At 70.2% G+C, this 12320-nt stretch carries 6 protein-coding genes and 3 pseudogenes; 3 read left to right on the plus strand and 6 right to left on the minus strand.

The window, feature by feature from the left end; translation table 11 throughout:
- Positions 1 to 247: 247 nt before the first annotated feature.
- The 3 genes and pseudogenes from AQJ46_RS53265 to AQJ46_RS43995 all read left to right on the plus strand — a co-directional run.
- Positions 248 to 436, plus strand: a pseudogene (locus AQJ46_RS53265) (UTRA domain-containing protein); the annotation flags it as partial.
- 420 nt (positions 437 to 856) lie between these two features.
- Complete coding sequence (locus tag AQJ46_RS43990; protein ID WP_059210959.1) at positions 857 to 4534, plus strand: S8 family serine peptidase; 3678 nt, start codon at positions 857 to 859, stop codon at positions 4532 to 4534.
- 99 nt (positions 4535 to 4633) lie between these two features.
- Positions 4634 to 5635, plus strand: coding sequence for a LuxR C-terminal-related transcriptional regulator (locus AQJ46_RS43995; protein ID WP_059210960.1), 1002 nt, complete (start codon positions 4634 to 4636; stop codon positions 5633 to 5635).
- Between the two features lie 583 nt (positions 5636 to 6218).
- Here AQJ46_RS43995 and AQJ46_RS44000 read toward each other — a convergent pair.
- The 6 genes and pseudogenes from AQJ46_RS44000 to AQJ46_RS44020 form a co-directional block, all read right to left on the minus strand.
- Entirely contained in the window at positions 6219 to 8339 is a 2121-nt protein-coding gene (locus tag AQJ46_RS44000; protein ID WP_059210961.1) for a PQQ-dependent sugar dehydrogenase, read from the minus strand.
- A 206-nt stretch (positions 8340 to 8545) separates the two neighbouring features.
- A complete protein-coding gene (locus tag AQJ46_RS44005) occupies positions 8546 to 9709 on the minus strand; it encodes a sugar phosphate isomerase/epimerase family protein (protein WP_059210962.1) in 1164 nt (387 codons plus the stop codon).
- A pseudogene (locus tag AQJ46_RS57840) lies at positions 9706 to 10054 on the minus strand (hypothetical protein); the annotation flags it as partial. The gene AQJ46_RS44005 and the pseudogene AQJ46_RS57840, both read right to left, overlap by 4 nt.
- 59 nt (positions 10055 to 10113) lie before the next feature.
- Positions 10114 to 10284, minus strand: a pseudogene (locus AQJ46_RS59525) (sugar phosphate isomerase/epimerase); the annotation flags it as partial.
- Entirely contained in the window at positions 10281 to 10634 is a 354-nt protein-coding gene (locus AQJ46_RS57845; protein ID WP_059210964.1) for a hypothetical protein, read from the minus strand. The pseudogene AQJ46_RS59525 and the gene AQJ46_RS57845, both read right to left, overlap by 4 nt.
- Positions 10634 to 11785 carry an inositol-3-phosphate synthase gene (locus AQJ46_RS44020; protein ID WP_059210965.1) on the minus strand — a complete coding sequence of 384 codons (1152 nt, stop codon included), beginning with the start codon at positions 11783 to 11785 and terminating at the stop codon, positions 10634 to 10636. The genes AQJ46_RS57845 and AQJ46_RS44020 overlap by 1 nt, the downstream gene beginning before the upstream one ends.
- Between the last annotated feature and the right edge of the window lie 535 nt (positions 11786 to 12320).

The following is a 12320-nucleotide window of genomic DNA, read 5'->3' on the forward strand; positions in this document are numbered from 1 at the left end:
GGCCCTCAAGCTTTGAGCCGAGGGACCTGGCGCGAATACCAAGACCCGCACCCTGTGGTGCGGGTCTTCCCGCACCACTATCGGCGACCGCAATGAACGGGGCTGGCGTCGGCGGCTTGGTCAGTGCCGTGGATGGCCAGGAGCTGCTCCGCCGTGTGGCGGCCGCTGACCGTCATCTGCATCGCGTTCGCGCCACGTGTTGGGGGCCACCTTGAGCTTCGCGTAGATCGCGCGCTGGGAGGCCCCGGAAGTCCCCCGCCCAGGCCGGGCCACCCAGGAGCAGGCCAATCTGCTCGGTGTCAGCCGCGGGGATCCGGTCCTCGTCATCGAGCGGACCTACTACGACGGCGACGGCCGCGCAGTGGAGACCGCCGACATCACCGTCCCCGACGCCCGCTGGGAAGTCGCCTATGAATTCGGGGTGGACGCCCGGTAACACTGTACGGGGCGAAACGATCTCACCAGACCTTTCCATGGGGGACGTTCTGTCCGGAAGCCGCAGGGCGCGCACGGTGCGGAACCCAGGCCGCCGCGGTGCCGCGCCCTTGCCTGCCGGACCGTGTCGCGGAGGCACCCACGCAACCGTCTCGGGTCCACGCCCTCGGCGGCCGGTCCGGACAGCGCCCTGACCGCGGTCCGCGGCCGTCTCCCCGTCCCGTGCACGGTGAGGCCGACGGTGCGCGGCTCGGTGAGTCCGGCCTGCGGAAACCGCCTATTCCCGTGGCCGAAGGGGGCATTGGCACTCCCCGGCCACAGGATTCCCTTGAACCGCTTTCCGCGCAACGCTCACTCTGATCACTGGCTTCCGCTCACCAGGCCGGAAGCGTCGTCAGTGTTCAAGGGGAGGACGCCACCCATGCGAAGACACCACGCCTTCTGGGCCGTGGCAGGAGCGGCCGGACTGCTCACGGGCGCGATCACGCCCGCCGCGGCCGGTTCCGGATCGCAGGTCACCGCACCGGAATCCACGCCCGTGCGGAGCGGCGCCGGGACCGGTGCGACGAGTACGCAGACCGTCACCCTCATCACCGGTGACACCGTGTCCCTCAGCGCCGGACCGGACGGCAAGTACGCCGTCGACGTCCGGCGCGGCAAGGGCCGCGAGGCCGCCACCTTCCTGTCCAGCGAGAAGGACGGCGAGGTCAGTGTCCTACCGTCGGACGCGGTCCCGCTCGTGAACGCGGGCCGTCTCGACCCGGCCCTCTTCAACGTCACCCAGCTGGTGAAGCAGGGGTACGCCGACGCGAAGACCGGCGACACCCCGGTGATCGCGACGTACACGAAGGGCAACGCGACCCCCGACGGCGCTCGCCGGATACTCAAGCTGCCCACAATCGACGGCGCCGCGCTCAGCGCCCGGAAGTCGACCGCCTTCTGGGCGGACATCGCCCCCGCGCTCGGCACCGGACCCACCACGAAGGCCGCGAAGCAACTCGGCGAGGGCATCGACAAGATCTGGCTCGACGGCAGGGTCGAGGCATCCCTGGACGTGAGCGTGCCGCAGATCGGCGCGCCCGAGGTGTGGAAGTCGGGCTACGACGGCAAGGGCGTCAAGGTCGCCGTCCTGGACACGGGCGTGGACGCCGGTCATCCGGATCTCGCGGGGAGGATCGCCGAGTCGACGAGCTTCGTGCCGGGCCAGGCAGTGCAGGACGGCCACGGTCACGGCACCCATGTGGCGTCCACGATCGTCGGCTCGGGCGCGGCCTCGGACGGCAGGCGCAAGGGTGTGGCACCGGGCGCGGAGCTGCTGGTCGGCAAGGTGCTGGGCAACGACGGCCGCGGCCAGGACTCCTGGATCATCGCAGGCATGGAGTGGGCCGCGCACTCCGGCGCGAAGATCGTGTCGATGTCGCTGGGCGGTGACGCGTCCGGCCCCTCGGACGTGCTGAGTGAGACCGTCGACGAGCTGTCCGCGTCCACCGGCACCCTTTTCGTGATCGCGGCAGGCAACTCCGGCCCGTCCGAGCAGACCATCGGCACCCCGGGCATCGCCGACTCGGCGCTGACGGTCGGCGCGGTCGACAAGTCCGACAAGCTCGCCTCGTTCTCCAGCCGAGGCCCGCGCCTCGGCGACTCCGCGGTCAAGCCCGAGATCACCGCACCGGGCGCGGCCATCACCGCAGCCCGCGCGGCGGGCACCACCATGGGCACGCCGGTCGACGACTACTACACGACGTCGAGCGGCACCTCGATGGCCACCCCGCACGTCGCGGGCGCCGCCGCGCTGGTCGCCCAGGCCCATCCGGACTGGACGGGACAGCAGCTCAAGCAGGCGCTGGCGACCACCGCGAAGACGAACACCGTCAACTCCGTGTTCGAGCAGGGCGACGGCCGGGTCGACGCCGTACGGGCCGTCAACCAGGGCGTCTTCGCGACACCGGCGCTGAGCTTCGGCACGTTCGAGGAGAGCGACACCGAGACCGACAGCAAGGACATCACCTACACCAACACCACCGACAAAGCGGTGGAGTTGAAGGTCTCCTCGTCGCTCCCGGACGTCGCCCTGAACGCGGACACCGTGACCGTCCCGGCGAAGGGCACCGCCACCGTCGGCGTCACGGTCGACCCGGCCCAGGAGGCGACGGGCCGGTACACGGGCCACGTCACCGCAAGCGCCGACGGCGTCCAGGTCACCACCGCCATCGGCTTCGAGAAGCTGGCGAAGACCTACGACCTGAAGGTGTCGCTGGTGGGCCGGGACGGCAAGCCGTCCACCGGGGCGTCGATCTTCATGCTCCAGGAACTGAACGGCGCGTACCCGGACACGTACGGGTTCCTGGGCAGCGGCTACACCTTCAAGGTGCCGGCCGGTACGTACAGCATGGCGTCCTGGATCTCGCAGCGGGACGCGGCCGGACTGGAGGTCGCCACCTCGGTCGTCGGCGATCCGGAGATCAAGGTCGACGGCGACACCGCGGTCGTCCTCGACGCCCGTACGGCGGTGGAGATCAAGCCGAAGACCAAGGAGGACTCCGAGTTCCAGGGCTTCAGCACCAACTGGCACCGGGAGGGCCCGGGCGGTGCCTGGGGGCTGACCTACAGCCAGGGCTGGTGGACCGACCACCTCTACGTGGCGCCCACCAAGAAGGTCACCCAGGGCATGTTCGAGTTCGCCCCGAAGTTCCGGCTGTACGCGAAGGAGCTGACGGCGAGCGTCACCAGCCCCGAGAAGTACGCCCTGCCCCTCGACTACGCGCAGACGTCCACCGGCTTCCCGGTGAAGATCAACGGTGACCGCACGGTCCGGGCGGTGGACGCGGGCAGCGGCACCGCGGCCGACTTCGACGGACTCGACGTCAAGGGCAAGGTGGCGGTCGTCCGGGTGGGCGCCGGCGCGACGGCGGACGAGGCACTGGCCAACGCCACCGCGGCCGGGGCCGGTTACGTCCTCGCCTACCACGAGACGCCCGGGTACTGGATCTCCTGGGTGAAGAGCGCGACCATCCCGCTGATGACGGCCACCGGCGAGGACGGCGCAAAGCTCGGTGCCCTGCTCAAGAGCGGGAAGAAGGTCAACCTGAGGCTGAAGGGCACCGCGGTCAGCCCGTACGTGTACAGCGTGATGTTCCCGCAGACGGGCGCCGTCTCGGCCAACCAGACGTACAACCTGAACGGCTCCAACACGGTGAAGCAGACGGTTCGCTACCACGCGGGCCGGGCCGGCCAGGTCGGCAAGGACGCCGTGTACCGGTACCGTCCCTGGCAGAAAGCCGACATCGCGACCACCAACAACGTGCGGCTCGGCACGAAGCGCACCGAGTACTACAACGTCTCCGACACTCGGATCTGGCACACGGTCTATCCCGACTCGAACGCGACCAAGTCCCAGTGGGATTCCCTGCAGACCTTCGACAAGGCGGGCAGGCTGCCCACCGAGGACTGGCTGCGCCCGGTCGTCCGCCCGGCGGCCAGTGAGAACTACGGCCTCTCCCAGCGCACCGGCGACAAACTCACCTTCTCGATCCCGGAGTTGAGTGACTCCACGCCGGGTCACTACGGCTCGGTGGACAACGTCCAGGACACCGCGAAGGGCACGCTGTACGCGGACGGACAGCTGGTCGGCGACACCGCGCTCGGCGGCCTCGGCACCTTCGACGTCCCGGCGGCGAAGGCCTCGTACCGCCTCGTGCTCGACGCCCGGCGCACGGCCGACTGGGCCGCGTACTCCACCGGCACCCACACCGAGTGGTCCTTCGCCTCGGCGCACACGGACCAGCGGACGGCGCTGCCGCTGCTCTCGGTCGACTACGACGTGGACGGGCTCGACCTCCTGGGCCGTGCCGAAGTGCGACACACGTCGAAGCTCGGGCTCTCCGTCCGGAACCAGTCGGGCAGCGTCACCGCCAGTTCCCTGCAGGCCTGGGTCTCCTACGACGACGGCACGTCCTGGAAGGAGGTGAAGGTGAAGCGCGGCGAGGCGGAACTCAAGCACCCGAAGGGCGCCGGGTTCGTGTCGCTGCGCGTGCGGGCCGCCGACCGGAACGGCAACGCGGTCGACCAGACCGTGCTGCGGGCGTTCGGCCTGAGGTAGACGGACCGACGTGGATGGCCTGAAGGAGACGGCCTGAAGTGAACGGCGTCCCAGGCCGGGACAAACGGCCTTAACAAAGATCGCCTACCGTGCCGAGCCATGGTGAACACGGCGTACGACACGGCAGACCAGACCCCTGCCGCGAGCCCCTGGGCCGCGGTGGGGGTCTCCGCGTTCGACGAGCTGCTGTACCAGGCCATCCTCAACCAACCCGACGCCGGCGCGGCCGGCTGGGCGTTGCTGACCGGTGCCTCCCCGGGCCGGGTCCGTGAGGCCTGCAACCGGCTGCTCACGCTCGGGCTGCTGCAACCACCGGACTCCATGGGCGGGTTACGAGCCGTCGACCCCCGGGTGGCGATCCGCGCGCTGATCCGGCGGCGCGAGACCGAGTCCGAGCTGCTGGCCGCCACCGCCGAGGAGATGGCGACCGCGTACGAGGCGGGGCTGCTGCGCGAGGAACCGTCCCGGCTGGTCGAGGTGGCCTCCGGCGAGGGCGCCATCGCGGCACGTCTGGAGGAGATGTACGCGCGCGCGGAGCACGAGGTGTGCCTTTTCGACACACCGCCGTATCTCGCCCCGGCCGGTCCGCAGGTGGACCTCCAGGCCGATCTGCTCCGCCGCGGGATCGTCTCCCGCGGGATCTACGCGGCGTCCGCCCTGGAGGATCCCAACGCCCTGTCCCGCGCCTTGAGGATGGTCGAACTCGGTGAGCAGGCCCGGGTGTTGCCGTCTGTCCCGCTCAAGCTGCTGGTGGTTGACGGGTGCCGGGCGCTGCTGCCGCTGACCGCTTCCGTGGCCGGCGGCTACTGTGCCGTCGTGGTGTGGCACTCCGCGGTGACCGAGGCCCTGCAGAAGCTGTTCGAGATGGCCTGGCAGCAGGCGATTCCGCTGGGCCAGGCGGCCGACGACGGTGAACTCTCGGAGAGCGACAGAACGTTGACCCGGCTGCTGGCGGCCGGAATGAAGGACGAAGCGGTGGCTCGCCATCTGGGAGTGAGTCTGCGGACCCTGCGGCGGCGGGTGAGCGAGTTGCAGGAGCGGCTGGGGGCGACGAGCAGGTTCCAGCTGGGGATGCGGGCTTCTCAACGCGGCTGGGTATAGCCGCTGCGGCCCCGTGAGGCGAAGGGCCGCACTCCGGCCGGGAGCGCGGCCCGGACGCGGCCGGACTGCCGCTGCAGCCGATCGCGGCGGGCCGTCCCCACTCCGCCCCACCCAACTCGGGACCGTCCGGAGCCTCCATCAGACCCGAAGCGCTTCACGGCCGGTGCACTCCCGACAGGTGGACGTTCCGAACTGCAGGAGCCGCGCTCCTACTTCACGGACCCGGCCAACGAACTACGCCGTGTAAAGGACCGGTTCACCAGTCCCAGGTCACATCGACGGATCAGAGGCCGAGGTGTCCGATGCCCTCCCGGATGGTGATCTCCGTGCCGAACGGCTTGGAAAGCCGCTGCAGACGTAGCAGGATCCGCTGCGCGGTGGGCCGGGCGGCGAGCCGGGGAATGCCACGGTCAGCATCGCGCGGGCCTTGGTGCCGCTGCTGGTGACGGTGAGGATCTCCTTCCCAAAACGACGGCTTCTGGCGGTGCCACCATGCGCCTGTGCACCGGCACCGGTTGCCATGTCTTCGTGCGACAACGGGGCGCCGCGAAGTGGCGCCCCGTCGCGGTGTCGTCGTCGCCGGTCAGTCGGCCGGCGTCAGGGCGACCTCGGCGCTGCCCGAGAGGGACGGCAGGCCGTCCGGGGGCGTGTCGGTGTAGGTGGCGTTGAAGACCGCCTTGAGGTTGTCCGAACCGGAGTGACCGCCGTCCACGAACGTCTTGAACGATCCGGAGCAGCCGTTGCTCGTCGACAGCGGGTGTCCGTGCGAGTCGTGGCCCAGGATGAACGAGACGCTGACCTTCGCGCAGTCCACCGGCTGGTCGTCGGTGACGGTGACCTGCCAGGTGACCGTGTCACCCCAGTGGAACGCAGTGCCGCCGTGCGGGGCCGGGTCGGTGGTGAGCGAGACGACCGGCGCCTTGTTGCCGACGACGACGGGAACGGACGCGGAGGCCGAACGCCCGGTGCTGTCGGTGACCTTCAGCGTGGCGTCGTAGACGCCGTTCTTGGTGAACGTGTGCTTCGGGTTCGCCTCCCTGGAGTCCACGGTGCCGTCGGCGTCGAAGTCCCAGGCGTAGCGGAGGGCGTCGCCGTCGGCGTCCTTCGTGCCGGCGCTGGAGAACTGGACGGTGAGCGGGCTGGTGCCGTTGACCAGGTCCGCGGCGACCTTGGGCTCCGGGGTGCGGTTGCCCCGGGTGAAGTCGATGCGGGAGAGCTGGGCCTCGGGCAGCTCCGCGAAGTACCCGGTGCCGTACTCCAGGACGTACAAGGCGCCGTCTGGGCCGAACTCGGCGTCGATCGGGCCGTCCGTCGTGATCGTGGGGATCGCGTCCTCGATCTTGAGGACCTGGTTCTTCTTGCCGAGGGTGATGGCCTTCATCTGGTCGCGGGTCCACTCGTAGAAGAGCGGTTTGCCGTCGAAGTACTGGGGCCAGCGGTTCTGGGCCTTGTTGCGCTGGTCGTACTGGTACACCGGGCCGCCCATGGGGCCGATGCCGCCCGTGCCGAGTTCCGGGAACTCCGCCGAGGCCCCGTAGCCGTACACGATTTCCGCGTCGGTGACCGGCGGCAGCTCGCTGCGGCCGGTGTTGTGGCGCGAGTCGTTGACGGGCTTGGCGCAGTTGAAGGCGCCGCTCGACTTCTGGGTGGCGAAGTCGTAGTCCTGGTACGGCATGTCCTGGGTCACGCAGAAGGGCCAGCCGTAGTTGGCGGGGCGGTCGATGACCATCCAGCGCCCGTGGCCTGCGGGGCCGCGGTCGGGATTGGCGTTGTTGGCGTCGGGCGAGTAGTCGCCGACGTAGACCTCGCCGGTCTTGTCGTCCACTCCGAAGCGGAACGGGTTGCGCAGACCCATGGCGTAGATCTCGGGACGGGTCTTCGCGGTGCCCGGCGCGAAGAGGTTGCCACGCGGTATCTGGTATCCGCCGCCGGGCTTGACCTGGATGCGCAGGACCTTGCCGCGCAGGTCGTTGGTGTTGCCCGCGGTGCGCCGCGCGTCGTAGGCCGGGTTGCGGTCGGGGCGGTCGTCGAGCGGGGCGTAGCCGTCGGAGGAGAACGGGTTGGAGTCGTCGCCGGTCGACAGGAAGAGGTTGCCCTTGCGGTCGAAGTCGATCTTGCCGCCGACATGGCAGCAGATGCCGCGGTCGGCCGGTACGTCGATGACCTTCTGCTCGGTGGCGAAGTCGAGCTTGTCGCCCGCGAGTTTGAACCGCGACAGGCGGGTGACGCCCTTGTACTTGGCGAAGTCCTCGGCCGTGCCGAACTGCGGTGCGTCCCCTTCGTTGACTCCCGGCGTGGCCGGGTCGTCCATGGGGGTGGCGAGGCGGGGCGAGTAGTAGAGGTAGACCCAGTGGTTCTTGGCGAAGCCGGGATCGACGGCGATGCCCTGTACGCCTTCTTCGTCGTGCTGGTAGAGCCCTGCGGGGCTCTTCTTCATGTCGGCGGCAAGGAAGTTCACACCGCTCTTGGGGTCGTGGATGCGGACCTCTCCCGTGCGCGCCGTGTGCAGCACCCGCCGGTCGGGGAGGACGGCGAGGGCCATGGGCTCGCCCGGGCGGTCGTTGAGGGTGACCTTCTGGAAGTTTGACGAAGCCGGCGGTGCGGGGTCCGGTTTGGCGGCCTGCGCTGGGGAGAGGGGCAGGAGCCCGACGGCTCCTGCCAACGCAGCCGCCCCCACGAGGGTGACGATCCGTCTGTTGCGCATTCAGAACTCCTTTGGTCTGGCCGGCGGGTGAAAAGCCAGGCGGAATGCGTGAGTTGGACGCTAGGACGCCCACTTTCAACTCGTCAAGGACAAAGTTTCAATAATCCCAAGGAAAGTTTGTCCTGGTTGTTTCCCGTCCTTTCGGGCATGCCCGGGGACCCGCCCGACGCCAGGACGCCGGGCGGGCAACCGCGGATGACGCTCCGTCAGTGGCGGGCGCGCAGGGCCGCGAGGTTCTCGTAGCCGATGCGGGCGAAGTCCAGGGACTGGCCGGGCACGCTCTCGCTGGGCGCGTTGTCCTGCTCGACCATCGGGTTGCGGTAGTTCTTCGCCCCTACCCGGGTGAAGAACCGCCGGTAGTCGATGTCACCCGTGCCGAACGGCACCATGTCGTAGCCCAGGCCGCTCTGGAGGTTGACGACACCGTCCTTGGCGTGGAAGAGCGGGAAGCGGGTGCTGTTGCGCTCCACGAGTGCGGCCGGGTCGAAGACGCGCTCGCGCTGCGAGCCGTCGTGGGCGGTGTACGTGTGGAACTTGTACTGCGCCACGTGCGCCCAGAAGACGTCCAGCTCCAGATAGACGCTCCTGCGGTCCGTCACCTTCAGGAAGTACTCCAGCTTCCTGATGCCGGAACTGCGGGTCGGCCGGCCCTGGGAGTCGAGCGGGCCACCGTCGAGCAGGAAGTCGTAGGCGCTGTCGTGGTTGTGGGTGTAGAGCTTGATGCCCTCGCGGCAGGCGAGGGCGCCCAGGGTGTTCCACTTCTGCGCGGCGACGTCCCAGTCGGCCCGGTAGGGGGTGTTGGTGGGGTCGGCGCCGGTCCCCATGTGCTCCATGCCGAGGAGGTTGGCGATCTCCAGCCAGCGCTTGAAGGTGTCCCGGTCGGACGACGTCAGCGGCCAGGAGGGCGGGATGTAACCGTGGCTGCCCTGCGCCCGCAGTCCGTACTCGTCGAGCCAGGAGCGCAGGAGCTTCGCGCCCTGAACCGTGCCCAGATCGGCGCCACCGGGCGCGTTGGCGTGCTGGCCGTAGCCGGCGAACTCCACCTGGCGATAGCCGAAGCGCGACAGCTGCTTGAACACCTCGCGGAAGCCGGAGGGCAGGTCTGAGGCCAGCGGGTCGCGGCCGATGGCGTCCCGGACGGTGTAGAGAATGATGCCGCGCTTGTGCGGTGGGACCAGGGCGGAACGGCCACGGTCATGACCGGCGGATTCCGATCTGTTCTGCGCCAGTGCGGGCGCGGCGCCGAAGACCGGGGCTGCGATCGCCGCCCCGGTGACGGCCGTGCAGGTGCTGAGGAAGCGGCGGCGGCTGACGCCGAGTGTGCGGCGCAGGGCATCGCCGGTGACGGCTTCGTCGTTGAACGCGGTCACAGTGGTTCTCTCTTTCGTCGTCGCGGTGCTGCGGGTGCCTTACGGCTTTCGCCTCCGGCGAGGCCGGCGAGCCGCAGGCGAAGGGACTTCACTTCGGCGGCCGCTCCGCGGCCGGATACTGCGCGGGGGGTGGAGAGCAGGACGAGCGGACGGTTGTCGTCGCTCGTGGGGAGGCGGCCGTGGCTGCCGCGAACGGGTGACGGGCCGGGGAGTACGACCGCCATGCGACAAGGCAGGCGGTGCTTCTTGCGGGCCGGCGCGGGAGCCGCCTGCCTGGACCTACTGGATCCAGAAGCAGGGGTCGAGCGGGTCCATGAACGGTTCGATCGGGTCGTGGCGTCCGGGAGCTTGCCGCCGGCGACCGGGCCCTTGCGCTGCCGCCACAGCGGTACGTCGCCGCGCTCGCGGAAGCCGGCCGCGAGACCGGGGGCGAGCGGGTCGAGGTGCATGTGGTCGAACGTGAGTCCGGCGCCGCCGTAGCCCAGGTCCGCGAGCAGGCCGAGGGCGTCGTCGAGACGGAGGCCGGTGACGCCGTAGGTGCCGTGACCGAGGTGGAGCCGCCGCCGGCCGCTCATGTGGGGCTGCCCTTCCGGGCGAGCGCGCGGGCCATGGGTACCAGTCCCAGCACGGCCGGAGGGGTGAGGCTCGCACCGGATCGGGCGGCGAGCGTCGCCTGGAGCGGGATCATGGCGCGAATCCCCGTGCCCCGGTCGGGCCGCAGACCGGTGGCGGCGGCATCGGCGAGCGCGTCGCCGCGCATGGCCAACGGCGCGGAGATGCACATCAGTTCAGGCCGGTCCAGCAACCGTGCCCGTCGTCCGCGCCCGGCAAGGGGGGCTGCGGGGTTCTGGTCGTCGCCGGGTCGGGCGGACTTCTGGGTGCGTGCCGCTGCGGATGGGGCGAGGATGGCCAGGAGGAACCGCATCACCGCGCCTCCCGCAGGCGGTCGGCGAACGACAGCAGCGCGGTGAACTGCTCCGAGAGACCCGACGGGCCCGCGTCGGGGTCCTTGAAGTAGAAGCCCAGCTCCGTGAGCGGGCCGGACAGGCCCGCCTCGTGGGCGCGGGCGACCAGGCGGGCCAGGTCCAGGACGAGCGGTGCGGCCAGGGCCGAGTCGCAGCCCTGCCAGATGGTCTGCAGGATCATGCGCGAGCCGAGGAAGCCCTCGAAGGCGATGTGATCCCAGGCGGTCTTCCAGTCGCCGAGCACCGGGACGTCGTCGATGTGCACCTCGCCCTGCGGTGTGTGCCCGAGGATGTCGGCCAGGACGCGCTCCTTGCCGGCGTTCTTCGCCGCGGCCGCACCCGGGTCGGCCAGGGCCGCCCCGTCACCACCACCCAGCAGATTGGTGCCGGACCAGGCGCGGACCTCGAGGGCACGCTGGACGAACATCGGGGCGAGCACAGCTCGCAACAGGGTCTGGCCGGTCTTGCCGTCACGGCCCGCGTAGGGCAGTGCGCCCGCCGCGGCGGCAGCCGTGAGGGCCGGGGTGCGCAACCCGGTGGACGGCGTGAAGTTGACGTAGGGGCAGCCCGCTCGCACGGCGGCGGCCGCGTAGAGGGAACTGGGTGGCAGTCGTAAGGCGTCGGGGGCGGGCAGCGGCTCGGTGGAGGAGACGTTGACGACCACCACCCGTGCCAGTGCGTTGCGCACGCGGAACGAGGTGAGGTCGGCCGCGAAGTCCGCGATGAGTTCCTCGTCGCTTCGCGTGTCGCCGGGGAGCGGGCCGCCGAGCCGTGTCTCCTCGTCCGCGGCCTGGAGTTCGGCGCGCACGGCGGGGACGAGCCCGTGCGGCAGGACGCCCGCGTCGGTGAGGTGTTCGGCCCGCTTGGGCAGCGGGCAGTGGGCGGTGTCATGGCCGCCGAAGACGAGTGAGGGCAGGGGCGGCAGGCCTGTGCCGTCGAAGTGTGCGGTCTCGGTGACCATGCCCGTCGGCGGCTGCAGCCCTGCGGTGATCGCCGCACATCCGGCGACGGCTGTGGTGGCGACCGATCCGCGGGCTCCGACGAACCAGACACCGGTGCGTGCGGTCCGCCCGCCGGTCTGGGGCTCCGATGCGTTCCCGTCGTGGTCCACGGGCTGCCTCCCTGCCATGTCGAGGTTCCGATGTGGTTGGAGGACGGTGGCAGGGGCTCGAGGGCCTCCCGCCCACCGTCGGCGTTGGGACGGCTTTGGCCGCGGCACGGAGAGCTGCTCCGTGATGCGCGCGGTTGCGGCGTGCGAGGGGCGGCAACGGGCCGCCGCTGAGAAATGCGCGGTGCCTGAGGGGTTCTTGGCCCTGCGCTGTGCAGGGTCGTCCTCGGTTGGTCGGTCGAACGAAGGGTGCGCCGTACGGCCTTGAGGGGCCGTCAGTCCCGGACCGCTGTGTGGTGCCTGTGCACGAACTGGACCGTAGCCCCGTTCGTCCTCGACCGGAACCCCTTGCGCAGCGAAACAACGAACTTCTTCCAGATCCAGGACAAAGCCGTGTTCGGGCAGCCCGGATGGGCCCGGCGGCTCTCCCGTTACAGTTCGTCAGCACTCCCACCGGGAGTGGGCGGTTCCGGCTTCCGCCTCCTGTTGCGGAGCGCCTAGTTGTCGGCACCTCCGAAGGCAGCGTCGAAGGAGGCGG

The sequence above is a fragment of the Streptomyces canus genome (genome assembly GCF_001514145.1).
In the GTDB taxonomy this organism is placed as follows: domain Bacteria; phylum Actinomycetota; class Actinomycetes; order Streptomycetales; family Streptomycetaceae; genus Streptomyces; species Streptomyces canus.

Excerpts from the sequence above, each read along its gene's own strand:
- AQJ46_RS43990 (WP_059210959.1), top strand. The coding sequence starts at position 857 with ATGCGAAGACACCACGCCTTCTGGGCCGTGGCAGGAGCGGCCGGACTG.
- AQJ46_RS43995 (WP_059210960.1), top strand. The coding sequence starts at position 4,634 with ATGGTGAACACGGCGTACGACACGGCAGACCAGACCCCTGCCGCGAGC.
- AQJ46_RS44000 (WP_059210961.1), bottom strand. The coding sequence starts at position 8,339 with ATGCGCAACAGACGGATCGTCACCCTCGTGGGGGCGGCTGCGTTGGCA.
- AQJ46_RS57845 (WP_059210964.1), bottom strand. The coding sequence starts at position 10,634 with ATGCGGTTCCTCCTGGCCATCCTCGCCCCATCCGCAGCGGCACGCACC.